Origin of the sequence: Actinoplanes sp. CA-051413 (assembly GCF_050955795.1) — a bacterium.
Classification (GTDB): domain Bacteria; phylum Actinomycetota; class Actinomycetes; order Mycobacteriales; family Micromonosporaceae; genus Actinoplanes.
In genome coordinates this window covers 6,486,569-6,511,567 of the sequence record NZ_CP192100.1, presented here as the reverse complement: position 1 = coordinate 6,511,567, position 24,999 = coordinate 6,486,569, and the positions used below count along the sequence as shown (strand labels likewise).

The 24,999-nt window shown below is 72.5% G+C and carries 23 protein-coding genes and 1 pseudogene; 13 read left to right on the top strand and 11 right to left on the bottom strand.

Annotated features, from left to right (window positions below; genetic code table 11):
• Positions 1-353: 353 nt before the first annotated feature.
• Entirely contained in the window at positions 354-1,541 is a 1,188-nt protein-coding gene (locus ACQP2Y_RS30690) for a hypothetical protein (RefSeq protein WP_433718667.1), read from the bottom strand.
• Between the two features lie 1,127 nt (positions 1,542-2,668).
• Between ACQP2Y_RS30690 and ACQP2Y_RS30685 the strand changes: the two genes are divergently transcribed.
• Complete coding sequence (locus ACQP2Y_RS30685) at positions 2,669-3,814, top strand: SigB/SigF/SigG family RNA polymerase sigma factor (protein WP_433718664.1); 1,146 nt, start codon at positions 2,669-2,671, stop codon at positions 3,812-3,814.
• A gap of 5 nt (positions 3,815-3,819) precedes the next feature.
• On the opposite strand, the gene ACQP2Y_RS30680 is transcribed toward ACQP2Y_RS30685, so the two are convergent.
• The 6 genes from ACQP2Y_RS30680 to ACQP2Y_RS30655 form a co-directional block, all read right to left on the bottom strand.
• Entirely contained in the window at positions 3,820-4,554 is a 735-nt protein-coding gene (locus ACQP2Y_RS30680; RefSeq protein ID WP_433718662.1) for an ATP-binding protein, read from the bottom strand.
• 51 nt (positions 4,555-4,605) lie between these two features.
• The gene (locus tag ACQP2Y_RS30675; protein WP_433718660.1) at positions 4,606-6,471 is read right to left on the bottom strand and encodes a CheR family methyltransferase; all 1,866 of its coding nucleotides are present in this window, start codon (positions 6,469-6,471) and stop codon (positions 4,606-4,608) included.
• A gap of 33 nt (positions 6,472-6,504) precedes the next feature.
• Complete coding sequence (locus tag ACQP2Y_RS30670) at positions 6,505-7,557, bottom strand: chemotaxis protein CheB (protein ID WP_433718658.1); 1,053 nt, start codon at positions 7,555-7,557, stop codon at positions 6,505-6,507.
• Positions 7,554-8,294: an ATP-binding protein gene (locus tag ACQP2Y_RS30665; RefSeq protein WP_433718656.1), complete on the bottom strand. Its 741-nt coding sequence runs from the start codon at positions 8,292-8,294 to the stop codon at positions 7,554-7,556. Before ACQP2Y_RS30665 ends, ACQP2Y_RS30670 begins: the two co-directional genes overlap by 4 nt.
• A gap of 87 nt (positions 8,295-8,381) precedes the next feature.
• Complete coding sequence (locus ACQP2Y_RS30660) at positions 8,382-9,518, bottom strand: glycosyltransferase (protein WP_433718654.1); 1,137 nt, start codon at positions 9,516-9,518, stop codon at positions 8,382-8,384.
• On the bottom strand, positions 9,515-10,531 hold the full coding sequence (locus ACQP2Y_RS30655; protein ID WP_433718652.1) for a glucosyl-3-phosphoglycerate synthase: 1,017 nt from the start codon (positions 10,529-10,531) through the stop codon (positions 9,515-9,517). Before ACQP2Y_RS30655 ends, ACQP2Y_RS30660 begins: the two co-directional genes overlap by 4 nt.
• 184 nt (positions 10,532-10,715) lie before the next feature.
• Here ACQP2Y_RS30655 and ACQP2Y_RS30650 point away from each other — a divergent pair.
• The 5 genes and pseudogenes from ACQP2Y_RS30650 to secA2 form a co-directional block, all read left to right on the top strand.
• Positions 10,716-11,018 (top strand): annotated as a pseudogene (locus tag ACQP2Y_RS30650) (Gfo/Idh/MocA family protein); the annotation flags it as partial.
• A gap of 42 nt (positions 11,019-11,060) precedes the next feature.
• Positions 11,061-11,699, top strand: a complete 639-nt coding sequence (locus ACQP2Y_RS30645) for a Gfo/Idh/MocA family protein (RefSeq protein WP_433732143.1) — start codon at positions 11,061-11,063, stop codon at positions 11,697-11,699.
• Positions 11,692-12,777, top strand: coding sequence for a zinc-dependent alcohol dehydrogenase (locus ACQP2Y_RS30640; RefSeq protein ID WP_433718650.1), 1,086 nt, complete (start codon positions 11,692-11,694; stop codon positions 12,775-12,777). Before ACQP2Y_RS30645 ends, ACQP2Y_RS30640 begins: the two co-directional genes overlap by 8 nt.
• 54 nt (positions 12,778-12,831) lie before the next feature.
• Complete coding sequence (locus tag ACQP2Y_RS30635) at positions 12,832-14,565, top strand: ABC transporter ATP-binding protein (RefSeq protein WP_433718648.1); 1,734 nt, start codon at positions 12,832-12,834, stop codon at positions 14,563-14,565.
• A 65-nt stretch (positions 14,566-14,630) separates the two neighbouring features.
• Positions 14,631-16,919 carry an accessory Sec system translocase SecA2 gene (gene secA2 / locus ACQP2Y_RS30630; protein WP_433718646.1) on the top strand — a complete coding sequence of 763 codons (2,289 nt, stop codon included), beginning with the start codon at positions 14,631-14,633 and terminating at the stop codon, positions 16,917-16,919.
• Positions 16,920-16,926: 7 nt separating this feature from the next.
• Here the strand turns inward: secA2 and ACQP2Y_RS30625 are convergent, their stop codons facing one another.
• Positions 16,927-17,835 carry a DUF3500 domain-containing protein gene (locus tag ACQP2Y_RS30625; RefSeq protein ID WP_433732141.1) on the bottom strand — a complete coding sequence of 303 codons (909 nt, stop codon included), beginning with the start codon at positions 17,833-17,835 and terminating at the stop codon, positions 16,927-16,929.
• A 20-nt stretch (positions 17,836-17,855) separates the two neighbouring features.
• Positions 17,856-18,248, bottom strand: coding sequence for an ankyrin repeat domain-containing protein (locus tag ACQP2Y_RS30620; protein ID WP_433718644.1), 393 nt, complete (start codon positions 18,246-18,248; stop codon positions 17,856-17,858).
• A gap of 52 nt (positions 18,249-18,300) precedes the next feature.
• On the opposite strand from ACQP2Y_RS30620, the gene ACQP2Y_RS30615 reads away from it, so the two are divergent.
• From ACQP2Y_RS30615 to ACQP2Y_RS30595, 5 genes are all read left to right on the top strand, one after another.
• Entirely contained in the window at positions 18,301-18,678 is a 378-nt protein-coding gene (locus ACQP2Y_RS30615) for a signal peptidase I (RefSeq protein WP_433718642.1), read from the top strand.
• A 362-nt stretch (positions 18,679-19,040) separates the two neighbouring features.
• Positions 19,041-19,511, top strand: a complete 471-nt coding sequence (locus tag ACQP2Y_RS30610) for a winged helix-turn-helix domain-containing protein (protein ID WP_433732139.1) — start codon at positions 19,041-19,043, stop codon at positions 19,509-19,511.
• A 9-nt stretch (positions 19,512-19,520) separates the two neighbouring features.
• Positions 19,521-20,150 (top strand): uridine kinase, encoded by a 630-nt coding sequence (locus ACQP2Y_RS30605; protein WP_433718640.1) that lies wholly within the window; start codon positions 19,521-19,523, stop codon positions 20,148-20,150.
• Positions 20,151-20,370: 220 nt separating this feature from the next.
• The gene (locus ACQP2Y_RS30600) at positions 20,371-20,793 is read left to right on the top strand and encodes a TraR/DksA family transcriptional regulator (protein WP_360830648.1); all 423 of its coding nucleotides are present in this window, start codon (positions 20,371-20,373) and stop codon (positions 20,791-20,793) included.
• A 71-nt stretch (positions 20,794-20,864) separates the two neighbouring features.
• Positions 20,865-21,731, top strand: coding sequence for a DUF72 domain-containing protein (locus tag ACQP2Y_RS30595; RefSeq protein ID WP_433718637.1), 867 nt, complete (start codon positions 20,865-20,867; stop codon positions 21,729-21,731).
• Here ACQP2Y_RS30595 and ACQP2Y_RS30590 read toward each other — a convergent pair.
• Together ACQP2Y_RS30590 and ACQP2Y_RS30585 are read right to left on the bottom strand one after the other, a co-directional pair.
• Complete coding sequence (locus ACQP2Y_RS30590) at positions 21,728-22,516, bottom strand: aminotransferase class IV (protein ID WP_433718635.1); 789 nt, start codon at positions 22,514-22,516, stop codon at positions 21,728-21,730. The two genes, ACQP2Y_RS30595 and ACQP2Y_RS30590, sit on opposite strands and share 4 nt — an antisense overlap.
• Before the next feature lie 9 nt (positions 22,517-22,525).
• Positions 22,526-23,257, bottom strand: a complete 732-nt coding sequence (locus ACQP2Y_RS30585; RefSeq protein WP_433732137.1) for a DUF72 domain-containing protein — start codon at positions 23,255-23,257, stop codon at positions 22,526-22,528.
• Positions 23,258-23,369: 112 nt separating this feature from the next.
• On the opposite strand from ACQP2Y_RS30585, the gene ACQP2Y_RS30580 reads away from it, so the two are divergent.
• Both ACQP2Y_RS30580 and ACQP2Y_RS30575 read left to right on the top strand, forming a co-directional pair.
• Positions 23,370-23,687 (top strand): BatC protein, encoded by a 318-nt coding sequence (locus ACQP2Y_RS30580; protein WP_433718633.1) that lies wholly within the window; start codon positions 23,370-23,372, stop codon positions 23,685-23,687.
• Positions 23,688-23,697: 10 nt separating this feature from the next.
• The gene (locus ACQP2Y_RS30575) at positions 23,698-24,951 is read left to right on the top strand and encodes a cupin domain-containing protein (protein ID WP_433718631.1); all 1,254 of its coding nucleotides are present in this window, start codon (positions 23,698-23,700) and stop codon (positions 24,949-24,951) included.
• The last annotated feature ends 48 nt before the right edge of the window (positions 24,952-24,999 follow it).

The window sequence follows — 24,999 nt, the reverse complement described above, 5'->3', positions numbered from 1 at the left end:
CCGGCCCGGAGGCGTTCGGCTCGGCCTCGGCGGCCAGGTCTGCTGCCGGGTCGGCCTACTCGCAGGCTCCTTCGGCGCAGTCGGCTTCCGACGAGCCGTCTGCTGGTCGGGCAACGTTCGGCCAAGCTTCAACTGGGCAGTCCGCCTTGGGCGATCCGGCGGCTGGCCGTTCGGGGCGGGACCGCGACGGCGATCCCAGCGACCTGGGCGCCGGTCGTTCGGGTGCTGATCGCGCGGACACCGATCGCCCGGAGGCCGGTCCTGCGGAGGGCGGTCGTCCCGAGGGCGGTCGTGCGGAGGGCGGTCGTCCCGAGGGCGGTCGTGCGGAGGGCGGTCGTCCCGAGGGCGGTCGCTCAGTGGCTGGTGGTCCGGAGGCCGGTCGCTCGGAGGCCGATCGCTCCGAGGCCGGTCGTGAGGACCTTGGGCGGGTTGACGTGGGCCGCGCTGAGGCCGGTCGGGTGGACGCCGGCCGGGTGGATGTCGGTCGCGTAGGCGTCGGTCGCGCGGAAGTCGGCGCTCCGGACCCCGGCCGCCTCCAAGCCGGCGGCTCGGATGCTGGTCGTCCGAATCCCGGTGGTCCAGGTGCTGGTGGAATGGGTGCTGGTGGTTTGGGTGCGGGTCTTCCCGATGCTGGGCGCCCGGGCGATGGTCGTCCGGATGCCGGACTGCCGCACGCAGGTCACCCGGATACCGGCCTTCCCGGGAGTGGTCGCCCGGAAGGCGGCCGGACCGCGCCCTCCGATCAGAACGCCGAGCAGTCGAATTCTGGGCAGACGAACGCTGGGCCCGCCGCGGCCGGTCCGGCCCCTGAGAGTGCCCGCCCGGCCCCGGACGTGGACCCGCTGCTGCTCGGCCCGCCGCTGTTCGTGCAGCAGAACCGCCCGCTGGATGCACCCCGTTTCACCCCGTCGGCACGCACTCCGGAGTCGGCAAGCGCCACGCAGAACGCCCTGCCGTCGACCGCCGCCAACGGCACGGGCCCGCACCCGTCCGGCGCGGACACCGCCCAGCCGCCGGCCGCCCACGAGCCCGACCGCAAACCCCACCCGAGCCCAACCCAGCAGGCCGCCGGGCAGCAGGCCGCCGGGCAACAGCCGGGCACGCAGGAGCCAACTGCCCCGCAGCCCGGCCTTCAGCAGTCCGCCGCGTGGTCCGCGCAGCCCGGTGCTCAGCAGCCCGGTGCCTCGTCCGTGCAGCCTGGCGCCCAGCAGCCCGCTGTCCAGCAGCCCGCTGTCCAGCAGCCCGCTGTCCAGCAGCCCGGCGTTCAGCAGCCTGCCGCGTGGTCCGCGCAGCCCGGCGCCCAGCAGCCGGGCGGCCAGCAGCCCGGCGGTCAGCACCCCGCTGCCCAGCAGCCCACTGCCCATCAGCTTGGCGCTCAGCAGCCTGCCACTTGGTCCGCGCAGCCGGGCGGTCAGCAGCCGGGCGGTCAGCAGTCCACCCAGCAGCATGCTCCCGAACAGCCCACGGCCCACCAACCCGCCGCCCACCAACCCGCCGCCCAGCACGCCGCCTGGCCCCCGCAGCCGGGCCCTGCGCAGCAAGCAGGAACGGACACCCCAGCCGGATGGACGGCAGGGCCTGCCACACCCACCCACCAGAACAAGCCCGACCACCCCGACCCGGCCGCCGGACCGGCCCGATCCGGGGTCGAGGACCAGTTCGCCCGCTCGACCCAGCCCGTCACCCCACCCCAGAACCAGTTCGCCGCCACCCCGGCGCCCTTCACCCGCCCCAGCGACACCGACCAAACCCCGGCGAACGGTCCAGCCGCACCGATCCCCGGCTGGCAAGGCGCCCCGACCGCAGGCCACTCCGCCGACCCGAACCAGCCGGCCGGCCCCACCGCCGGTCAGCAGATCAACCCGGCGGCAGGCTCGACCCAGTGGAGCCCAGGCCCGGGCCGGCCGGGAGACCAGCTCTCTGGCCACCCCGGAGCTCAGCCCCGCCAGTCCAACCGCCCCCCACTCGAACCACCCCAGATGGGCCAGCTCAACCGCCCCTTCGAACCCGCATCCCAAGTGCCCGCATCTCAAGCGCCCGCATCCCAAGCGCCTGCAGCTCAGCCGCCCGCAATTCCCCAAGGCCCGGCGAGCGGAGGCCCGGCGAGCGGAGGCCCGGCGAGCGGAGGCCCGGCGAGCGGAGGCCCGGCGAACGGCCAAGAGCCCCACCCGCAGGGATTCGGCCCGGCCCAGGGAGCCGGACAGCAACCAGACCGGCCAGGCCCCACCACCCAGCCCGGCCTCAGCGGCTCCCCAGCACCAGCCCGCACCACCCGCCCACCACTGGAACCCCCGCAGATGGGCCAGCTCAACCGCCCCCTTCCGCCCGCCGAAACGCCGTCGGGTCTGCCCACCCGGGGCGCCGCCCCGCAGGTTCCGGTTGCTCCGGCGGCCGCTGCTTCGGACGAGGATGCGCCCAGTGGGCTTCCGCGCCGCCCGCAGGATCCGGCCGCGGGCGATCCGGCCGGGGAGCAGCCCAGGGGGCATCACAACGGCTGACCGGGGGGAAAGCGCCCGCCGGACAATGAGCACCACCTATCGGTGGAATGTGTTTCGGCATGATTCGGGTCGGGCAGTACGGTGACCGGAGGATCGGTGGCGCCACTGTGGCCTCAGGCGCGAGCCGGGTGTCGGGGGCGTCGATCCGGATGCGTGATCTAGGGGGTTATATGTCTGCACACGACCGCGTGCAGCCATCCGGTGAGCGCGTGCTGGAGGACCTGGATCTGGCCGCCACCGCCTACGCGGAGCGGGTCGAGTCGGCCGACGCCCTCACGCGGGAGCAGTTGCGGGAGGAGTTCGTCGCGCTCTGTCTGCCGTTCGCCGGGCGGATGGCCCGCCGTTACCGGGGCCGGGGCGAGGCCCTCGAGGATCTCGAGCAGGTGGCGCGGCTCGGCCTGGTCAAGGCCATCGACCGGTACGACCCGCAGCGGGGCTCCTTCACGGCGTACGCGGTCATCACGATCTCCGGTGAGATCAAGCGGCACTTCCGGGACCGGACCTGGGGTGTGCACGTCCCCCGGCGGGTGCAGGACCTGAGTCTGGAGGTCGGGCACGCCACGATGGTGCTGACCACCGAGTTGTCCCGCAGGCCCAGCGCGGCCGAGCTGGCCGCGCATCTGCGGTTGCCGGAGTCCGCGGTGCTGGAGGCGCTGGAGTCCTCCGCCGGTTATTCGCCGGCTTCGCTCAATGCTCCGGCCGGAGTGGACGGCTCGGCGGAGTTCGGTGACCTGATCGGTGGCGCCGACGCCGAGCTCGAGGCGATCGACGACAAGATCACCGTCGCCGGGTTGTTGTTGCGGCTGCCGTCGCGGGAGCGGCAGATGCTGGCGATGCGGTTCTACGGCAACCGTACCCAGGCGGAGATCGCCGCCGAGCTGGGCATTTCCCAGATGCACGTGTCGCGGCTGCTCAGCCGGGCGCTCGGCTGGCTGCGTGAGGCCATGCTGAGCGACACGCTGCCGCGCTGGGAAGGCGCGAGCACTGTGACCGACGGCCACGGCATGCAGATCACGGTCTCGCATGAGGACGGGGTTCTCACCGTACGGATCCGCGGGGAGGTCGACCGCGACACGGCCGGCCGGCTGCGGACGAGTCTGCGTCATGCCATCGCCACCGCCGGCGCGGGTCGGCTGGTCGTCGACCTGTCGGCGGTGCCGCTCGTGGACGCCGCCGGTGTGGCTGCCCTGGTCGACGCCGCGTCCGCGGCTGCGGTGGCGGAGGTGTCCCTGTCCCTGACGGGCGCTCAGCCGTACGTGTCGCGCATCCTCGCCGTCTCCGGCCTGCACAATCTGCTGGACACCGACACCCGGTAGGGAAGTCAGCTCACCTGCAGGGACGCCCAGACGACCTTGCCGTCATCGGTCGGCAGCCAGCCCCAGGAATGCGCCGTGGCCTTCACCAGCAGCAGGCCCCGGCCGCGCATCGTGGCGGAGCCGTCGGAGGCGCGCAGGACCGGCTCGGCCGCGTCGCCGTCGCGGACGGCGATGTGCAGGAAGCGGGGCCGCAGGGTCACGCGGAGGGTCATCATGGTGTGCGCGTGGTCGACGACATTGCTGACCAGCTCGCTCGCCACCAGGCTGGCCGGGGCGACCAGGTCGGGCAGGTCCCAGCGCACGCACGCGTCCGTGGCCACGTTGCGCGCCTGGCGGGCTGCGCCGGAGATGGGCAACAGTTCGTCGCTGAGCACGGACAGCGTGTGCCGTTCGAACCCGGCGTGCTCGAGGGCTGCCTGGACGGTGACGAACTGGGGCACGGCCCTGTAAGTCGCGCCACGCAGCTGATCGTCGGTGTACGGATCAGCGGCACACAGCAGCATCGGGATGCCGGGCCAGCGGGCGGCCTGCCGGCGTACGGCGACGAAGACGTTCAGGGCCAGCGGGTCCGCCAGGGTCATCCGGGACAAGTCGATCAGCAGCGCCTCAGGCTGCTCGGCCAGGCACTTGAGCAGTCGCACCCGCAGGTCCGCGACGTCGCCGAGGCCAAGGCTGCCGGCGAGCTCCGCGATCAGCCGGCGCCCGTCGTCTCTCACCTCGCAGGCGACAGCCACTGCCACCGACCTCCTGAACTGGGTACCACTGAGGCTCCATACCCGATGCAACTTTGTTCAAACGGTGTCGGCTGTCGCGTCGAGCACCGCGTCCGCCTCCATGACAATGATGGCGCCGTCGTTGTCCTTGCCGGAATCCCGGGCCGCGAGCGGGGTCGCCGCCACCCGTACGGTGATCGGCCGGCCCCGCCGGTTGACCGCCTCCACCGCCAGCTCGGCCGCGCTGCCCTGCGCGCCCAGCACCCCGCGGAGCAGGGGCCGGAGCTGCTCGAACGGCAACCCGATGTCCAGGTTGAGGAAGTGCTCGCCGACCACCTCGTGCGAGCGCAGTCCCCAGAGGTCCTGGGCGCGCCTGTTCCACATCCGGATCCGCATGTCGTGGTCGACGACGACAACACCGGCCCGCAGGCTGGCCAGCACGGTCTCCAGGAACGCGTTCGCGTCGTCGAGCTGCGCGGTGCTGATCCGCAGCTGGTCGTTGATGTTCTGCAGCTCCTCGTTGGTCGACTGGAGCTCCTCGTTCATCGTCTCCAGCTCTTCGTTGGTGGACTGGAGTTCCTCGTTCGTGGTCTCCAGCTCCTCGACCGTCGACTGGAGCTCCTCGTTGGTGGTCTCCAGCTCCTCGTTGGTGGACTGGAGCTCCTCGTACGCGGCTTCGAGCTGCTGGTGGGCCTGCTCGAGGTCATCCTGCAGGCGGCGGGCCGCGGTGACGTCGTCGAAGACGATGTTGACCCCGAGCAGGCTGCCGTCGGCCGTGTTCAGCGGGCTGATCTGGATCTCCAGGTGGATCAGCTCGCCGCTGCGGACGTACTCGACGTCGCTGACCCGCATGGTGCGGCGCTCGACCTGCGCCTGCTCGATGTAGCGGCGCAGCTCCACCGGCCGGTACGACAGATCGAGGTCACGGAACGGCCGGCCGATGTCGCGCGACGACACTCCGAACAGGTTGTCCAGGCGGTTGTTGGTCAGCGCGACCAGCCCGTCGGAGGTGAGCCCGAGCTGGGCCACCGGGCTGGCGGCGAACGCCTCGTTGCGCAGCTGGTCCAGGCCGAGGACGTGATTCGCGGTGGCGGGCAGCTGCTCGCCGAAGGCGGTCCCGGCCTGGAACGCGAGGCGGGGCACGCGGCGGAAGATCCGGCGTTTGAGGTCGACCGGCGTGAAGATGCTGCCGTGGCTGAGCAGCATCTCGGCCTTGCCCAGCAGCAGGATGCCGCCGTCGGCCAGGGCGAAGTGGAACCGGGACAGGATCTTGGTCTGGGTCTCGGCGTTGAAGTACATCAGGGTGTTGCGGCAGACGAGCAGGTCGATGCGGGAGATCGGCGCGTCCTGGACCAGGTCGTTGCGCCCGAAGATGACCGAGCGCCGCAGGTCCTTGCGGAAGGTGACCCGCTCACCGGTCCGCTCGAAGTACTTCTCCCTCAGCTCCGGCGGGACCGCCTCCAGCGCCTGCTCGCCGTAGGTCGCCTGGCGGGCCTCGGTGAGCTGCTCCTCGTCCACGTCGGTGGCGTAGATCTTCACCCGGTCGCGGAACCCGTCGATGCCCAGCGTCTCGGCCAGCACCATCGCCAGCGTGTAGGCCTCCTCGCCGGAGGCGCAGCCGGCCGACCAGATCCGGATCGGCGCTGCCGGCGCCCGGGCCGTCACCAGGGGCTCGAGGATCTCGGCGCGCAGATAGTGCCAGGCCTCCGGATCGCGGAAGAAGCCGGTGACGTTGATCAGGATGGTGTTGAACAGAGCGGTGAACTCGTCCGGGTGCACCTGGAGGTGGTCGGAGTAGTCCTGGTAACCGGTGATGCCGACCTGCGCCATGCGACGGTCGACCCGGCGCATCAGACTGGACCGCTTGTAGCCGGTGAAGTCGAAACCCCGGGACTCCTTGAGGTAGACCAGCAGCGCCTCGAAGTCCGGGTCGGTGGGGATCATGGTGGCCTTCCGTCACATGGTTGCGCGGCGACGCTACCGCACGTCGGACGGCAACTCGTCCGGATGATCCCCGGGGGCGGCCGTGTCGGGATCGCGGTCGGGCATCGATCCGAGCCGGGCGATCAGCCGGCGGATCGTCGCGCCGGCCGCGTCGGCGTCGGCCGCGATGTTGTCGAAGCGGGCCCCGGTGCCGGTCCGCCGGTGGGGGCCGTGGGCGGCCATCCGGCGGCTCAGCTCGGACTTCTCCTCCAGCGCGCGCAGCGCCATCCAGAGCGCGCCCTCGAGCGCGATGGCCTGCTCGTCCAGCAGGCTCTCGGGCGACCAGGCATGGCCCACCCGGCACCGGTAGCGGGGGACCGGGCCGTCGTCGATCTGGAACAGCCCGCCGCCGCAGGCGGGACAGCCGAAGCCGGCCGGCGGGGCGAACTGGTCGGTGGTGACCGAGGCCAGGTCGGACATCGCCACCTCGGTGTCGAGCAGGCTGTCGGCGGGCAGCCGCGGACCGTCGGGCAGGGGCATGGCAGTCAACTCCGCGAGGAGGCCGCCCAGCTTGGCGGCGGGCGCGACGTGTTCGGTGGGCGTCCGGGCGAGAGCGGCCAGCGGCATCGAGGAATACAGCGCCTCGGCCGGATCCTGCACGACCGCGGTGCCGCCGCGGGCCACGATGCTGGTCAGGCCGGCCGCGCCGTCGTCGCGGGACCCGGAGAGGACCACCCCGATGCCGCGCGGGCCGGCGGCGCGGGCGACCGAGCGGAAGAGGGGATCGACGGCCGGCCGGTGCCCGTTCTCGGCGGGGCCGTGCGACAGCCGCAGGTGCCCGTCGAGCAGCAGCAGGTGGTGGTCGATGGGCGCGACGTAGATGTGACCGGGCCGGATGTGCTCACCCTCGACGACGGAGGCGGCGGGTAGCGAGCCACTGCGGTTCAGGATCGAGGGCAGGGCGCTGGGGGCGTCGCGGGGCAGGTGCAGGACGACGAGGACCGCGGCGGGCAGGTCCGGCGGCAGACCGGCGACCAGGGCACGCAGGGACTCCACTCCGCCGGCGGACGCGCCGACGGCGATGACGTCCCGGTGCCTGACTGTCACACTGCCGCTCCCGCCGTCAGATGGGTCCACACCACCTTACCGTCGGGAACCGGCAGGACCCCCCACGCATCGGTCAGCTCCCGGACCAGTTGCAGACCGCGGCCGCCGGCCTCGCCGACCTCAGGTGCCTTGGGCCGTGGCAGCAGCCGGCTGCCGTCACGGACGGTCAGGCAGACCCGCCCGTCACGCAGCCCGACCGTGAACTCCATGGTGGTGTGCGCGTGCCGGACCACGTTGGCTACCAGCTCGGTGGCGACCAGCGCGGCCGTGCCGGCGAGCTCGCGGCGGTGCCACGAGGTGCAGGCCTGGGTGACCAGCTGGCGTACCTGCCGGCAGGCGTCCGGGACCGGCCGCAGCCGGACCCGGATCCTGCGGGGCTCAGGCTCTTCCTTGGTGCCTTTCAGAGCGTCGGCGCAGCTGGTCGCGGTGCTGACCGCGGCGCAGTCCGGCCAGGAGCCGATGATCCGGGCCGTCTCCGGCCCGGCGCCGCAGAGCACGATGGGTACGGCCGGCCAGTCGGCCGTCCGGCACACCACCGTGCTCAGCACGTCCAGCGCGGCGGGATCGGGGATCTCGAGGGCGGACACGTCGATGAGCAGAGCCTCGGGCTGCGCCGACAGTGCCTGGGCGAGCGCGTGCTCCAGCGCATCCTTCGTCATCGCGTCCAGCACGCCGCTGACCCGCAGGATCGCCACCGGGAGGTGCTGCTCCGGCCGGCAGACCAGCTGGCTCGTCATCCGCCCCCCTCTACCGACGCGCCGTATCCGTCGCGTCGTCCGCGATCAGTGCCCTCGAACCCACCGGGGCAAACGCAAGGAGCGGCATCACACCCCGACGGCGGCCCCGTCGCGTACCCGTTCGTAGAGGCCGAGATACGAGGATGCCATCACCGCGGGGGTGAACCGACGGGCGGCCTCCTCCCGGCAGGCGGCCTCGGCGATCGTGCCGGCCGCGGCCACCAGTTCGCCCAGTTCCTCCTCGTCGGAGGTGAGCAGGCCGGTCCGGCCGTGCTCGATGAGCTCGGGCAGGCAGCCCCGGGCGATGCCGATCACCGGGGTGCCCAGCGCGAGCGACTCGACCACCGCCGTACCGCCGGGCTCCTCCCAGCGCAGCGGGAAGAGTGCGGCCCGGGCCCGCGCGACCAGGTCGTCGCGGTCGTGCCCGGTCACCGTGCCGACCCAGCGGACCCGGTCACCGTCGACGTGCGGCGCCACGTGCTCCTGCCAGAACCGCACATCCGGATTCTGCGCCGCCGCCGGGCCGGCCGCGGCGAGATCCTCGGGACGGTGGTACGGCCCGACGGGCCCGGCCAGCACGAGGTCGAAGCCGGCACTGTGTGCGAGCCGGGCCGCCAGGTCCTGGCCCTTGCCGGGATTGATCCGGCCCAGCACGACCGCGTAGTCCTCCTTGCCGACCGGGGAGCGCAGATCGGCCCCGTCCGCCAGCGGTGTCGCGAGGTGCACGTGGCCGACGGCGTGTGCCCGCAGCGCGGCCGGGGCGTGGGTCAGCTGGTTCGCCGAGACGCCGTTGACCCGGACCCGGTCGCCACCGTCGAAGGTGCCGTACAACTCGGGGTGCTTGGCCAGATCCCAGTGCAGGGTGTGCAGGCCGGGTGGCGAGTCCGGGCCCAGCGCGGCCAGAGTGGCCAGCCCGGCCGCCTCGACGTGGTCGTGCACCAGGTCGATGTCGCCCTCGGCGAGCCGGCGCCGCACGGCGTGCAGGTGCGCGGGCACGATCCCGCACACCTGGTTGTACGGCCGCTGCAGCTGAGCGAACTGGCCGGTGTCGTAGACGGACACCTGCTCGTCCACCGCCAGCGTGCTCTCCGTCACGGTGGCGAGCACCACCTCGACCCCGAGCCGGCGCAGCTCGGGCACCAGGGTGGCGATGACGTTCTCGATGCCGCCGTAACCGTTCGGGGGGACCGGGAGCCACGGCCCCGCGTTCATCAGGACTCTCATGCGGCCGGCACCGACCTGCGCGCCATGGTCTTCAGCGGCGGCCGTTCCGTGACGCCCACCTCGCTGAGCACAATCTCGCGGTCCAGGTGCGGCAGGGCGTCGGCGCCGCCGCGACGGAACTGGGTGAGCAGCGTCGAGGGCGGCAGCGCGTCGGTGACCAGGCCACGGCGGTGCAGCCGGGACCACGCCGTCACCATGATCTGGGCCGACATCCGGCCCAGCGCCTCGGTGCCCTGGTGACGGTGGAACCGCTCGCCGAGGTCGACCTGGGCCAGCGCGTCCAGGCCGACCAGGTCCAGCAGGTCGATCAGCATCGCGATCTCGACGCCGTACCCGGAGACGAAGGGGATCTGTTCCAGGGTCGTGCGGCGGCCCGCGTACTCGCCGGCCAGGGGCTGGACCACGCCGGCCAGGTCCGGCCAGAACAGGTTGATCAGGGGGCGCGCGGCGAGCTCGGTGACCCGGCCGCCGCCGTCGGTCTCGACGCCGGTGTTGCTGACCAGCGGGCGGTGGTAGAAGCCCTTGACGAACTCGACCGACGGGTCGGTGAGCAGCGGCCCGAGCAGGCCGGTCACGAAGTGCGGGGAGAAGTCGCGCAGGTCACCGTCGACGAAGGCGACCACGTCACCGGTGCTGGCCGCGAGACCGGCCCAGAGTGCGTCGCCCTTGCCCTCCATCCGGGGCAGGCCGCGGGTCACGTCGTCCTGGTGCACGACCCGGGCCCCGGCCGCGCGCGCCACCAGGGCGGTCGCGTCGGTGGACCGGGAGTCCACCACCAGGATCTCGTCCACCAGCGGAACCTTCACGCTCAGGTGCTCGTGGATGGTCGACACGATGGCGCCGACCGTCGCCTCCTCGTTGCGTGCCGGGATCACCACGCTGACGCGGGTGCCTTTCTTCGCGCGGGCCAGTTGCCGGGATGTCCATTGTGTGGCGTTTCCGGTCCGATAGGCCGCCCAGGCCTCGACGATGGGTGACGCGGTCGGTGCAACGTTCGTGCGCGAGTGCCGCATGGGCACACCCCCCAGTTGACGATCAACAGCGAAGCGCGAAACTTTCCCATGACCGGCCGCCTCCAATCTTGCCGCCGGGTAACAGCTGGATGTCCGCCAGCTGCGGAAAGACCTGACGTTTCACATTTGCCGGTGCGGAGAAGTCGAGGGGCCGCAGGACGGTGTCGACGATCGGGGAGGGCTCATGGCCGGGACAAGAGTGGGAATGATCGGCGCCGGCGGTGTCGCGCAACGGCATGCCAGGGTGTTGTCCGGGCTGCCGGGTGTACAGGTGGTGGGCGTGACGGACGTCGTTCCGGCGGCGGCGCAGAGCCTCGCGGACGCGCACGGCGCGCGGGCGTTCCCGGACGTCGAGGCCCTTCTCGGGTCCGGTCTGGACGCGGCCTACGTGTGCGTGCCGCCCTTTGCCCACGGCGACGCGGAGCGGGCGGTGGTGGCCGCTGGACTGCCATTGTTCGTCGAAAAGCCTATTTCGCTTGATTGGGATACAGCTACCGAAATCGCAGCCCTCATTGCGGAAAGTAAGATTGTGACAGCGGTCGGTCACCATTGGCGCTATCTCGCGATTGTTGAACAAGCGCGCGCCCTGCTCCAGGACCGGCCCGTACGGCTGGTGACCGGCGCGTGGCTGGACAAGGTGCCGCCGGTGTCCTGGTGGCCGCACCAGGACCGCTCCGGTGGCCCGGTCGTCGAGCAGGCCGCCCACGTGCTCGACCTGGCCCGCCACCTGGCCGGCGAGGTCACCGAGGTGACGGCGGCCGGCAACGGCACGCCGCCGCCGGTCGACGGGGCCGATGTGGACGGCGCGACCGCCGCCACGCTGCGCTTCGCGAGCGGTGCCGTGGGGACGCTCGCCGCGACCTGCGTGCTGGGCTGGAAGGAACGGGCGGGCCTGGAGGTCTACGCCGACGGGCTGGCCCTGGCGGTCACCGAGACCGGGCTGGTGGTCCGCGACGCCGACGGACCACGCACAGTGGACAGTGATCCGGAGACCGCGCGCATCGCCGTGGACCAGGCGTTCATCGACGCGGTCCGGGGCGACGGCGACGACGTCCGGGTGCCGTACGCGGAGGCGCTGCGTACCCATGCCGTTGCCCTGGCCGTCGCCGAGGCCGCGGCCACCGGCCGGACCGTCACCCCCCGCACCGCGGAGGTCTCGCATGTCTGAGCGCAACATCATCGTGACCGCGCCCGGCCGTCTGGCGGTCGCCGAGGAGGAGCCGGCCCCGCTCGCCGACGGCCAGTTCCGGGTCGCGACCCTGTTCAGCGGGGTGTCGGCCGGCACCGAGCTCAGCTACGTCAAGGGCACCAACCCGGCCCTGCACCACGGCTTCGACCCGGTGCTGGGCCTGTTCGGCGGTCTGGTCGAGCAGCCGTTCCCGGTCACCCGGCTCGGCTACATGGAGGTCGGCCGGGTCGAGCAGAGCCGCACCCCGGCGGTCGCCGAGGGTGCGGTCGTGGCGATGACCTACGGGCACCGCACCGGCTACACCGGCGATCCGCTGCGCGACCGGGTCGTGCCGCTGCCGGCCGACCTCGACCCGATGCTGGGCATCTACGTCGCCCACATGGGCCCGATCTGCGCCAACGGCCTGCTGCACGCCGCCGCCGATCTGCACGGCACCGATGTGCGCAGCCTCGGCGACGGCGTGGCCGGCCGCCGCGTCGCGGTCACCGGTGCCGGGGTGGTCGGTTTGCTCACGGCCCTGCTCGCGCGGGCCCACGGCGCGGCCTCCGTGGTCGTGGTCGACCCGACGCCACAGCGGCGTGCGGTCGCCGCCGCCCTCGGCCTCGAGACCCTGGACCCCGAGGACGGCGACCCCGCGGTCACCCTCAAGACGGCCTGGCGGCACACCGCGGACGACCGCGGCGCCGACATCGTCTTCCAGTGCCGCGGTCAGGCCTCGGCGCTGCAACTGGCCCTGCGGCTGCTGCGCCCCCAGGGAACGGTGATCGACCTGGCCTTCTATCAGGGCGGCGCCGACGAGGTCCGGCTCGGCGAGGAGTTCCACCACAACGGGCTGGGCCTGCGCTGCGCCCAGATCGGCCGGGTGCCCCGCGGCCTGGCGCCGACCTGGGACCGCGAACGCCTCTCGGCCGCCACGATCGACCTGCTGCGCGCCGACGGCGACCTGATCCGCAAGCACCTCGTCTCGGCCGTGGTGCCGTTCGACGATGCACCGCAGTTCCTCGACGACCTGGCCGCCCGCCGCCGCCAGGAACTCCAGGCGGTGCTGGCCTGCTGAGAGAGTGCTGAGCGACACCCTCGCGCGATAGCCGGGCGCGGCTACGCTCGGCGCATGGCCGTGCGGAGAGTGGGACTGCCCGCACTGCTGCCCTATCTTCGCGAGCATCGCGGCACGCTGGCCGTGGTGGGCGGGCTCTCCCTGGTCACCGCGGTCACCGCGCTCGTGCAGCCGGTGCTGGTCCGCTCGGTGCTCGACGGCATCGGGGCCAAGCAGCCGATCGGCGGTGCGGTGGCTCTGCTGGTCGCGCTGCTGCTGACCGGGGCCGCGCTCGGCGGCCTGCGCGACTATCTGCTCCAGCGCACCGCCGAGGGGCTGGTGCTGACCACCCGCCGCCGGCTGGCGCGGCACCTGCTGCGCCTGCCCATCGCGGAATACGACGCCCGCCGCACGGGTGACCTGCTTTCCCGGGTCGGCGCCGACACCACCCTGCTGCGCGCGGTGGTCACGTCCGGGCTGTTCGAGATCGTCACCGGCACGGTGATGGTGGCCGGCGCGACCGTCGCCATGGCGGTGCTCGATCCGCTGCTGCTGGGCGTGGCCCTGTGCGGCCTCGCCGTCGGCATGGCCGTCGCCATCTCGGTCTCGCGCCGGGTGCGGGGGCTGTCCGAGCTGACGCAGGAACGGCTCGGCGAGATGACCTCCGCCGTCGAACGGGCCATCTCGGCGGCGCGCACCATCCGGGCCAGCGGCGCCGAGCAGCGTGAGGCCGAGACCGTCACCCGCAGCGCCACGCAGGCCTACGAGGCGGGCATGCGGGTGGCCCGGCTGCGCGCGCTCATCGGGCCGGCCTCCGCGGCGGCCACCCAGGGCGCGTTCCTGCTGGTGCTCGGCGTCGGCGGGGCCCGGGTGGCGTCGGGGGCGATCAGTGTCGGTGACCTCGTGGCGTTCGTGCTCTTCCTGTTCTTCCTGGTGCTGCCGCTGGGTCAGGCGCTGAACGCGTACACCCAGCTCCAGACCGGCCTCGGCGCCCTGCAGCGCATCGAGGAGGTCCTGGATCTGCCGTCGGAGACGGCCGGCGACAGCCCGGCGCCGGCCGGGCCGGACGGCGACGGGGAGCCGGCCGTGCTGCTGGAGAACGTCAGCTTCGGCTATCCCGGCGGGACCGAGGTGCTGCGCGACGTCTCCTTCACCGTGCCGGCCGGCAGCCGGATCGCCCTGGTCGGGCCGTCCGGCGCGGGCAAGTCCACGGTGCTCGCTCTCATCGAGCGCTTCTACGAGACCACTTCCGGAGCCATCCGGGTCGGCGGCACCGACATCCGGCAGCTGCCCCGCGAGGCGTTGCGCCGCCGGCTGGGCTACGTCGAGCAGGAAGCCCCGGTGCTGGCCGGCAGCCTGCGCGACAACCTGCTGCTCACCGCGCCCGGCGCCGACGAGCAGCGCCTGCTGGACGCGCTGGAGCAGGTCAATCTCGGCGCGCTGGCGACCCGTACCCCCGAGGGCCTGGATGTGCAGGTGGGCGAGGGCGGGGTGCTGCTCTCCGGCGGCGAGCGTCAGCGCCTGGCCATCGCCCGGACGCTGCTGGCCGGCGCCCCGATCCTGCTGCTGGACGAGCCGACGAGCAATCTCGACGCCCGCAACGAGGCATCGCTGCGCGAGGCGATCGCGGCGGCGTCCTTCCAGCGCACCTTGATCATCGTGGCGCACCGGCTGAGCACGGTGGTCGACAGCGATCAGATCGTGGTGCTGGAAGCGGGGCGGGTTGTCGCCGTCGGCCCGCACGAGCAACTGCTGGAGACCAGCCCGCTCTATCGGGAGCTCGCCGCGCACCAGTTGCTGGTCAGCTGAGCCCTGGGCGAAACAGGCGGGAGTCGGCACCACGTTTCAAGGTAAGTGAAGTACCGTAACCGCCCATGGGTGTGTCGCAGCGGTTCAAGAACCGGTTCCGTAAGTTCCTGCAGCGTCCGGGCACCACGGTCGATCTGGCGCCGCTCGAGCGCCGGCTGCCGGCCATCGAAGCCCGTGAGGAGGCGCTGCGTGAGCTCGACGACGCCGCGCTGACCGAGGCCGCCGCCGCGGCGGACGACTACACCGAGATCTGCGCGGTCGGCCGCGAGGCGGCCTGGCGGGCCCTCGAGCAGCGGCCGTACGACGTGCAGCTGGTCGGCGCGATGGCGCTGCTCTCCGGCAAGGTCGCCGAGATGGCCACCGGTGAGGGCAAGACGCTGACCGCCACCATCGCCGCGTACGGCCACGTGCGGCGGGGCAACGGCCCGGTGCACGTGCTCACGGTGAATGACTACCTGGCCCGCCGGGACGCCACCTGGATGGAGCCGGTCTACCAGCTGCTGGGCCTGTCCGTCGGCTGGGTCACCGAGACCTCCACCCACGAGGAGCGCCGCGAGGCGTACGCCGCGGACGTCACCTACGTCTCGGTCAGCGAGGCCGGCTTCGACTACCTGCGCGACCAGCTCGTCACCGACATCGCCGACCGGGTGCAGCGCAAGCTGGCCACGGCCATCGTCGACGAGGCCGACTCGATCCTGATCGACGAGGCCCGGGTGCCGATGGTGCTGGCCGGCAGCATCTCCACCGAGAGCGACCCGGTGCACGACGCCGCCGCGCTGGTCCGCGACCTACGCCCGGGCAAGGACTACGAGGTGGCCGAGGACGGCCGCAGCGTCGCCTTCTCCAACGCCGGCCTGGAGGCGCTGGAGAAGAAGATGGGCATCGACCTGTACGCGGACGACCAGGTCGAGCAGCTCTCCGCGGTCAACGTGGCCCTGCACGCCCGGGCCCTGCTGCGCCGCGACGTGGACTACATCGTGCGGGACGGCACCGTCGAGCTGATCGACGAGATGCGCGGCCGGGTCGCCCAGCGCCGCCGCTGGCCCGACGGTCTGCAGGCCGCCGTGGAGGCCAAGGAGGGGCTCAGCGCCACCGCCGAGGGCGAGGTCCTCGACACGATCACCGTCCAGGCCTACATCGCGCTGTACGAGACGGTGTGCGGCATGACCGCCACCGCGGTGCACGTCGGCGAGCAGCTCCGCGAGTACTTCAAGCTCGAGGTCGCGGTCATCCCGTCGAACACGCCGAACATCCGCGAGGACGAGCCCGACCGGATCTACTCCGCGCACGACATGCGCGACGAGGCCCTGGTCGAGGAGATCAAGATCGCCCACGACAAGGGGCGCCCGGTGCTGATCGGCACCCTCGACGTGAAGGCCTCCGAGCTGCTGGCCAAGCAGCTGGCCGCGGCCGGGGTGCCGAGCAACGTGCTCAACGCCAAGAACGACGACGAGGAAGCGGCGATCATCGCCGAGGCCGGTGCCCTGGGCGCGGTCACCGTCTCCACCCAGATGGCCGGCCGCGGCGTCGACATCCGCCTGGGCGGCAGCGACGGCAAGGACGCGGAGAAGGTCGCCGAGCTGGGCGGCCTGTACGTCATCGGCAGCGGCCGGCACGACAGCCGCCGCGTCGACGACCAGCTGCGGGGCCGCGCCGGCCGGCAGGGCGACCCCGGTGGCTCGGTGTTCTTCGTCAGCCTCGAGGACGACCTGATCACCCGGCACGCCGGCGACATCCTGCCGTCCTCGCCGCGGATGGACATGGACGGCGTCGTGCACGACGAGCAGGTCGAGTACGCGGTCGAGCACGCCCAGCGCGTCGCCGAGGGCGTCAACCACGAGATCCACCGCAACACCTGGCGCTACAGCGTCGTGATCGAGGAGCAGCGCCTCGCCCTGGCCCAGCGCCGGGAACGGCTGCTCACCTCCGAGGTCGCCACGATCATGCTGCTCGAGCGGTCGCCGGAGAAGGCCAAGGAGATCGACGAGGACGTGCTCTCCGACGCCGCCCGCTCGATCGCGCTCTACCACCTCGACCGGCTCTGGGCCGAGCACCTGGCCGAGCTCTCCGAGGTGCGCGAGGGTGTGCACCTGCGGGCGCTGGGCAAGCTCGACCCGCTCGACGAGTTCCACCGGGCGGCGGTGCCGGCGTTCCAGAAGGTCTTCACCGAGATCGAGGCGCGCACCATCGCCACGTTCGAGGAGCTCGACCTCAGCGACGGCTACCACCCGGAGCAGGCCGAGATCGTGCGCCCGAGTGCCACCTGGACGTACCTGGTGCACGACAACCCGTTCGGCTCCGAGCTGGACCGGCTCATCGCCGCCGTCGGCCGCCGCCTCACCTCGGGCGGCTGATCGCCACTCAGGTGTGCGGGACGTCCGCGCGGTGGGCGGCGAGGATGTCGCCGCCGAAGTCGCCGTGCGGGCGCCGCAGCACGCTGTGCGCGTGGTTGCCGTCGTCGCTCGTGTTGTCGAACTCGATGAGCAGGTCGTCGGCCTGGATCCGGTAGTAGTGCCGGGTGCCCGGGCCGGGCGGTCCTTCCCAGGCGAAGTGCACGTCGCCGCCGGCCGGGTCGAGGGCCGCCGCCAGCTCGTCCGGCAGCCGGCCCAGGTGCACCGCGACGAGCTGGTCGAGCAGGGCCCGCTCGCCCGGTCGCAGGTCGGTGCGGGCGATCCCGGCGGGGGACAGGGGCACGCTGGCCGGCCGGGTGGCCGAGCGGATGTCGGACGGGGCCTCGTCGGCCACCACCGCCCGGCTGCGGGCCGCCGCGGGCAGCGACCGCAGCAGCTCGTGGGCGAGGTCCTCCTCGATGGCCAGCGGGCGCAGCACCGTGCGCCCGGCGGTGTCGACCCGGGCCGGGTTCGCGCCCAGGAACACCGGCGCGGGGGAGACCCGGTCACCGGCCACGGTCATGCTCACCGACAGGTGGTGACCCTCGAAGCGCCAGCCCCACTCGTCGTCGCCGGGCGTGCCGAAGACGATCACCTGGTAGTCCTCGCTGTGCCGGCCGCGGGCCCAGCCCTCCCGGCGGTCGAGGATCTCCTCGAGCGCCAGCACGGTCATGGCCTGCGCGTACGCCGGCGGGCTCAGCGCGGTGGCGAGCAACCGGTGCGCGGCCTTGCGGGCGCCGATGCCGAGGTCGGCCAGGCTGAGTCCGGGCCGCGGGCGGGGCCGGTATTCGATCCAGCGGCGCGCCCGGTCGTCGTCGAAGGCGGCAGCGGCCCCCGGCCCCTCCGCGGTCGCCAGCAGAGCGGCGGCCGCCGTACGCATCTCATCCGCGAGCGTCAAAGTCACTCCCCACGCAGCAGTGCGGCCATTTCCGGCAGGTCGAAGAAGGCGGCCGTCTCGACGGCCGACGGGCTGCCGGCGGCCGGGTCCGCGCCGGCGGCGAGCAGCGTCCGGACACTGTCGGCGTTCTTGCGGAACACCGCGGCCGCCAGGGCGGTCTGACCGCGGTCGTTGACCCGGGCCGGGTCGGCGCCGTGCTCGAGCAGCACGGCGACGGTCGGCGGATGGTTGTGGTAAGCCGCCAGAATCAGCAGCGTGTCACCCTTGTCGTTGGTGAGATTGGCCGGCAGCCCCTGGGACAGCTGACCGGAGAGCTCCTCGGCCGACCCGGAGCGCGCGAGGTCGAACATCCGGTGCGCGAAGGCGATGGTTTCGGCATCCAATTCCTCGGGCATGCGGGCCAGCCTACGGTGCTAATGTCTGGCGCACATTATCCGGGGGTGAGCGGTGAGCGACGGCGTCTACGTGGGCCGGGCCGGGCCGGACGGTGCGGCGAACCAGGGCTGGCTGCTCGGCCATTTCATGCCCAAGGGTGACCTGTTGCACAGCGTCGACGTCGAGGTGAAGTGGGGCGTGCACCCGCCCGGTGATCGGCGCGCGGCGTGGGCCACCGACGAGGTCCGTACGGCGCTGCTCGTGCTGATCCACGGGGCTTTCGACATCGAGTTGCGCGACCGTACGGTGCTGCTGCGCGAGCCCGGCGACTATGTCGTCTGGGGCCCCGGCCAGGACCACTCTTGGCAGGCCGGGGACGTGGAGACAGTGGTGCTGACCGTGCGCTGGCCGTCGATGCCGGGCTGGCGCCTGCCCCCGCCGGCGCCCTGATCGCCCGCGTTCCCGCTTTATTTGTCGCCGAAGACAAACGGATGCCCGCCGTTAACCGCCGCGCCGGTATTCGCATTCCTGGTGCGCGAAAACACGATGCATCCAACGGTTATGGAACGAGTTTCCCACAGTGTGGATGCCACCTTGACCCGGCAACCGCGTGGCCGGAAATATCGACCGCGGTTTAAGCGTGCATTAAATCGCGCCCGTTGTCGGGTGCGTGGTTTCCATTCTTCGACGCAGGAGGATTCATGGCGGTCACCGCCCTGTCGGCACGCACGGGACGACATGCGAAGGGGTCGGGCCGGCTGGCCGCGATCCGCCGCGTCGCCCCCGCGCCCGTGCCTCCCGCCGCCCTCACCATCACGCTCAACATCCCGCTGAACGGGGACGCGCTGCCGCCGCAGGCGCACCGGCTCATCGAGGCGGTCCGTGAGCTGGTCGAGGCCGGTCAGGGCTCCGTGGCCGTCGAGCCGCCGGCGACTGCGCGGGTCACCGAGCCCGGTCCGGCCGCGCACCACGACGGCACCATCGAGGTCCGGCTGCTGACCTCGTCGCGCCAGGTCCTCGTCGACGGCGCGCTGCTGCCGCTGACCCGGCTCGAGTTCGACCTGCTGCTGTTCCTGGCCGACCACCCGCGCCGGGTGTTCAGCCGCACCCAGCTGCTCACCGCGGTCTGGGGCTACGAGCACACCGGCGAGCGCACGGTGGACGTGCACGTGCGCCGCCTGCGGGTCAAGATGGGCACCCAGCTGCCCCTGATCACCACCGTCTACGGCGTCGGCTACCGCCTGGCCGACGAGGCGCGGATCGTGGTGCTGCCGCACGATTAGGATTGCCGGGTGCGGGTGCGTCCGGTGTCGATCGAGGTCCTGGTCGAGGAGCTGGCCGACCGGCTGGCCTCGACGGCGACGGACGGCCGGCTGCGGGTCGCCGTCGACGGCGCCGACGCCGCCGATCCCGCGGCGCTGGCGGACGCTCTGGTCGCTCCGCTGCGGGTCCGGGGCCGCGCAGCGGTACGCGTACGCACCGACGACTTCCTGCGGCCGGCCTCGCTTCGCCTGGAGTTCGGCCGCGCCAACCCCGACTCGTTCTACCTCGGCTGGCTGGACGAGGCCGGCCTGCGCCGCGAGGTGCTCGACCCGGCGGGCCCGGGCGGCAGCGGGCGCATCGTGACCCGGCTCTGGGACGCCCGCACGGACCGCGCCACCCGCGAGCCGTACCGGGAGCTGCCCGCGGACGCCGTGGTGATCGTCAGCGGGCCCCTGCTGCTCGGCTCCGGGCTGCCCTTCGACGTCACCGTCCATCTGCATCTGTCGGCGGCCGCGCTGGAGCGGCGCACCGAGCCGGAGCAGCGCTGGACGCTGCCCGCGTACGCCCGCTACGGCGCGGAGGTCGACCCCGCCGCTTTCGCCGATCTCGTGGTCCGGCTCGACGACCCGCGGCGCCCCGCCGTGGTCGTCGGATCATGAATGAATCGCTCGTCACACCCCCGCTGAGCTGCGACGCGAAAGCTGGATCGCGCAGTCCGTGGCGGTAACGTGCACTGACAGTTATGCTGCGGTTACTTTTTTGCGAGGGTCCCGTTTGGGATCTTCGGCGGTGGGTATCTGCGGGCTCCACGGTGCGACGCCAAGGGCCGGCGCGGGGGACGTCCACCGGCAGGGGCAGAGGGAAGGGCAGGGGGAGCACATGCTCGTCAACAGCGCGGTCATCACGGGTAAAGGTGCCGACACCGCCAAGGGTCGCTCCAGCGATGAGGTCGACCAGATCCGGGAGTTGCTGCGGGCCCGGTTCGACGATCTGACGGCCGAGTACGAGGAAGCCGTCGCCGAGAACCAGAAGCTCCGGCTCGTCGAGATCGGCGACGCCGCCGGTGACGACCAGGCCGACAGCGGGTCCAAGACCGCGGAACGCGACGCGGCGTCGTCGCTCATCCGCACTCTGCTCGACCGGCGGACGCAGGCGGAACACGCCATGCAGCGCCTGGAGGACGGCACGTACGGCAACTGCGAGGGCTGTTCCAAGCCGATCCCGGTGGAGCGGCTCGCCGTCTTCCCGTCGGCCACCTCGTGCGTGGCCTGCAAGTCCAACCGCGAGCGGCGCGCGGGCTGACTTCAGGCTTGATCCGGTCCGTCGCCCGCACGTGGGCGGCGGACCGGCCGTATCGGGGTTAACTTGGCCTGATGGGCGAGATCCGGGTCGGCACCGCTTCGTGGACCGACAAGACGCTGCTCGAGTCGGGCTGGTATCCGCAGACCGCGAACACCCCGGAGAAGCGGCTGGGGTATTACGCCAAGCAGTTCCCGATCGTCGAGGTCGACGCGACGTACTACGGGCCGCCGGCCGAGCAGACCACCAAGCTGTGGGCCGAGCGCACCCCGGACGGCTTCACGTTCAACATCAAGGCGTTCAGCATGCTGACCGGCCACCCCACCAAGGTGTCCGCGATATACAAGGACCTGCGCCCGGAGACCGACAAGAAGAACGTCTACCCCGGTGACCTGCCGCCGCAGACGTACGAGGAGATCTGGACCCGCTTCCTGAGCGCCCTGGATCCGCTGGTCGAGGCGGGCAAGCTGGGTGCGCTGCTGTTCCAGTTCCCGCCGTGGTGGGGCATCCGCCGCGACAACAAGGACTATCTGCGCGAGGTCGCCGCCCGCTGCCGGCCGCTGCGGCCGGTCTTCGAGTTCCGCAACTCCTCCTGGTTCGAGGGCGACAACGCCGAGGAGACCTTGGAGTTCCTGCGCCGGCACGAGCTGCCGCTGGTCTGCGTCGACATGCCGCAGGGTCACAAGTCGTCGGTGCCGCCGCTGATGGCCGCGACCACCGACCTGGCCGTGGTGCGCTTCCACGGCCACAGCGACAAGTGGACCAGCAAGGACATCCACGAGAAGTTCGGCTACCTGTACTCCGAGAAGGAGCTGCGGGAATGGGCGCCGAAGCTGCGCGCCCTGGCCGACGAGGCGAAGCAGACCCACGTCCTGATGAACAACTGCGCGGGCGACTACGCCCAGCGCAACGCCACCCAGCTGATCGAGCTGCTCGACTAAAGCTCGTCCCAGGGCACTGTCTCCCACGCTGCCTGCAGCGCCTCCGCGAGCTGACCGTCGTCCTTGAGCGGTAGCTCATCGATGCTGGCGATGGGCTGCGCCGGGCAGCGCGAGTTGACCGCCGCGGCCGCCGCGAAGCCGCTGAGCTCCTCCGCGTCGATCGGCCGCAGCGTCCACGGCGTGCCGTTGATCGACATGGCGATCTGCAGCAGCACCATGGTCACGCCCTTGAGCACCGGCGCGTCCGGCCACACCACCTGCGCGCCGTCCCAGAAGGCCACGTTCCACGACGTGCCCTCCCGGACCCGGCCGTCGTGACCGACGAACAGCGCGTCGTCGAAGCCGGCCAGCCGCGCCTCGCGCAGCCGGTAGTTCAGGCCCATCGTCGCCACGTGCTTGTGCTCGGGGAGCTCGCGTTCGTAGCGCACGGCCTGCACCCGTAGCGGCGGGCCGGGCTCCGGCGGCGCCGGCTCGGAGACCGACACCAGCACGTCCGGCGGGGCCTGCTCGTGCGAACCCGGCACGAAAGTCACCCGTACGGAGGCGTCGCGGACGTCGCCGAGGGCGTGCCGGATCAGCCCCAGCAGCCGGTGCTCCTCGGCCACCCCGATGCGGTGGCCGAACAGCTCCTCGGCCCCGTCGGCGAGCCGCGCCAGATGCAGGGCCAGGCCACGCACCCGGTGGTCACGCACCTGCATCGAGGTGTAGTGCCCATAGTTCACGCATGTGATCCGGTGCAGCTGCGCCAGGTCCGGCGTCCGCCCGTCGAGCTCGACGTTCAACACCTCATCAACCTACGGCGTCCGGGTGACCTTGATCCCGCGGCGGCGGGCCTGCGCGGCCATCGCGGCGGCGTCGGTGACTGCCGCGCCGCCGGGATCGTTGTTGAAGAAGACATACGTGGGTACGCCGGGCAGCCGGTCCAGCCAGGTCGCCAGCGACGTACGCCCGTAGCGCGGCCATGGCGTCGCGCGCCCCTCGTGCATCCGCAGATAGCCGAAGTCGGCGGTGACCCACAGCGGTGTCACCGGCCGCCCCTTGCGGTCGGCCCAGCTCAGCGCCGCGTTGTGCCGGCCCAGCAGCTCACGGACCTCGTCGGTCCACCACGAGTCGTGCCGCGGCTCGACGGCGACCTTGACCTCTTTGGGGAACAGCCCCAGCGTCTCGTCGAGCGCCGCCACATCGATCTTGAGCGTTGGCGGAAGCTGGAGCAGCACCGGACCCAGCTTGTCGCCCAGGGCCTCGGCGCGGCCCAGGAACCGGGCCACCGGCTCGGCGGGCTCCCGCAGCCGCTTGATGTGGGTCAGGTACCGGCTCATCTTCACCGCGAACACGAAGTCGTCCGGCGTACGCGCCCGCCACTGGGCGAAGGTGTCGCGCTCCGGCAGCCGGTAGAAGGCGTTGTTGACCTCGACGGTGTCGAACGACTCGGCGTACTTCTCCAGCCAGAGCCGCTGCGGCAGCTTCGGCGGGTACAGCCGGTCCTCGCCGCGCCAGTCCTTGTACTGCCAGCCGGACGTCCCCATCACGAGCACGCCGTTCTGTTACCCACGTCGCGGCCCGGTTAGACGTGATCCACGCAGGGTAGGAGCAGATCTCCACCTGCCCCAGCGTCGGGGCGACACGAAGGAGCTTTCCATGCGACTCAGCGACGACGACATCACCGGCGGCAGCGGCGTTTCGGGCGAGGGTGTGGCCGACGGCGGCGCCAACCCGAACGGTCACGACGGTGGCGCGGACGGCGGCGCGGGCGAGGGCCCGGCCGACGGCGGCGCGAACCCGGCCGGCCACGACGGCGGTGCCGACGGTGGCGCCGGTGCCGAGGGCCCCGCGGACGGCGGCGCGAACCCGGCCGGCCACGACGGCGGCGCGGACGGCAGCGCGGGCGAGGGCCCGGCCGACGGTGGCGCCAACCCGGGCGGCCACGACGGTGGCGCCGACGGCAGCGCGGTCTGAGGCTGAAGCCATGACGAACCACACGCCGGGCGGCACCGAGGACCGCCCGGCTCTGGCCCGGGCGATCGCCGTCGACCCGGCGAAGTTCGCCGAGGCCTACTGGGGACGCCAGCCGCTGCTCACCCGGGCCGACGAGCTGGCCGGGCCGGACGGCTTCACCGACCTGCTGTCCCCGGCGGCGGTGGACGAGCTGCTCAGCGAGCGTGGCCTGCGGACCCCGTTCCTGCGGGTGGCCGACAAGGGCACGGTGCTGCCCGCGTCGTCGTTCACCGGCAGCGGCGGCGCCGGCGCCGAGGTCGGCGACCAGGTGATCGACGACAAGGTCATGCGCCTGTACGCCGACGGCGCCACCCTGGTCCTGCAGGGCCTGCACCGGATCTGGCCGCCGCTGACCGACTACGCCCGCCGGCTGGGCGAGGAACTGCGGCAGCCGCTGCAGGTCAACGCTTACCTGACGCCGGCCGGCAACAAGGGCTTCGCCACCCACTACGACACCCACGATGTGTTCGTGCTCCAGGTGGACGGCACCAAACGCTGGCGCATCCACGAGCCGGTGCTGCCCGAGCCGCTCGAACGTCAGGCCTGGGGCGGCCGCGCGGACGAGGTCGGCGCGGTGGCCGACGGCCCGGCGGCCCTGGACGTGGTCCTGGCCCCGGGCGACGCGCTCTACCTGCCCCGCGGCTGGCTGCACTCGGCCCAGGCCCAGGGCGAGCGTTCCCTGCATTTGACCTTCGGCGTCCGCGCCCTGACCCGGTACGCCCTGGTCGAGGAGCTGCTCCAGCTCGCGGCGGAGGACCAGCGGCTGCGTGCCACCCTGCCGTACGCGATGGACGTCGCCGACCCGCAGGCCGTCGCACCGGAGCTCACCGCGACGGTCGAGGCCCTGCGCGACTGGCTGCTGACCGCCGACCCGGCGACCGTGGCCGCCCGGCTGCGCGACCGGGCCTGGCCCGCCAAGCGTCCGGCCCCGATCCGGCCGCTGGCCCAGCTGGAGTTCGCGGAGCGCCTCGGCGCGGACGACCGGATCACGGTCCGCGAGGGGCTGCGCTGGCAGCTGCACGAGGACGGTCCCGAGCACGTGGTGCTCCGGCTGACCGGGCGCACGCTGCGGTTCCCGGCCTACTGCGCGGCCGCGGTGCGCACCGCGCTGGACGGCGCGCCGCATCGCGTCGGCGACCTGCCGGAGCTGGACGACGATCACGACCGGCTGGTGCTGGCCCGCCGCCTGCTCCGCGAAGCCCTGACCGTCCCGGCGACCACCTGACGTCCCGGGCGCCGCCCTACCGGCGCCCGGGCCCCGGCTTTCCCGCGC

Coding starts and splice junctions, on each gene's coding strand:
- ACQP2Y_RS30655 (WP_433718652.1), bottom strand. CDS start 10,531: ATGCGGCACTCGCGCACGAACGTTGCACCGACCGCGTCACCCATCGTC.
- ACQP2Y_RS30620 (WP_433718644.1), bottom strand. CDS start 18,248: ATGCCCGAGGAATTGGATGCCGAAACCATCGCCTTCGCGCACCGGATG.
- ACQP2Y_RS30575 (WP_433718631.1), top strand. CDS start 23,698: ATGACGAACCACACGCCGGGCGGCACCGAGGACCGCCCGGCTCTGGCC.
- ACQP2Y_RS30600 (WP_360830648.1), top strand. CDS start 20,371: ATGCTCGTCAACAGCGCGGTCATCACGGGTAAAGGTGCCGACACCGCC.
- ACQP2Y_RS30585 (WP_433732137.1), bottom strand. CDS start 23,257: ATGGGGACGTCCGGCTGGCAGTACAAGGACTGGCGCGGCGAGGACCGG.
- ACQP2Y_RS30625 (WP_433732141.1), bottom strand. CDS start 17,835: ATGCGTACGGCGGCCGCCGCTCTGCTGGCGACCGCGGAGGGGCCGGGG.
- secA2 (WP_433718646.1), top strand. CDS start 14,631: ATGGGTGTGTCGCAGCGGTTCAAGAACCGGTTCCGTAAGTTCCTGCAG.
- ACQP2Y_RS30580 (WP_433718633.1), top strand. CDS start 23,370: ATGCGACTCAGCGACGACGACATCACCGGCGGCAGCGGCGTTTCGGGC.
- ACQP2Y_RS30675 (WP_433718660.1), bottom strand. CDS start 6,471: ATGATCCCCACCGACCCGGACTTCGAGGCGCTGCTGGTCTACCTCAAG.
- ACQP2Y_RS30640 (WP_433718650.1), top strand. CDS start 11,692: ATGTCTGAGCGCAACATCATCGTGACCGCGCCCGGCCGTCTGGCGGTC.
- ACQP2Y_RS30685 (WP_433718664.1), top strand. CDS start 2,669: ATGTCTGCACACGACCGCGTGCAGCCATCCGGTGAGCGCGTGCTGGAG.
- ACQP2Y_RS30665 (WP_433718656.1), bottom strand. CDS start 8,294: ATGACGAGCCAGCTGGTCTGCCGGCCGGAGCAGCACCTCCCGGTGGCG.
- ACQP2Y_RS30595 (WP_433718637.1), top strand. CDS start 20,865: ATGGGCGAGATCCGGGTCGGCACCGCTTCGTGGACCGACAAGACGCTG.
- ACQP2Y_RS30635 (WP_433718648.1), top strand. CDS start 12,832: ATGGCCGTGCGGAGAGTGGGACTGCCCGCACTGCTGCCCTATCTTCGC.
- ACQP2Y_RS30660 (WP_433718654.1), bottom strand. CDS start 9,518: ATGAGAGTCCTGATGAACGCGGGGCCGTGGCTCCCGGTCCCCCCGAAC.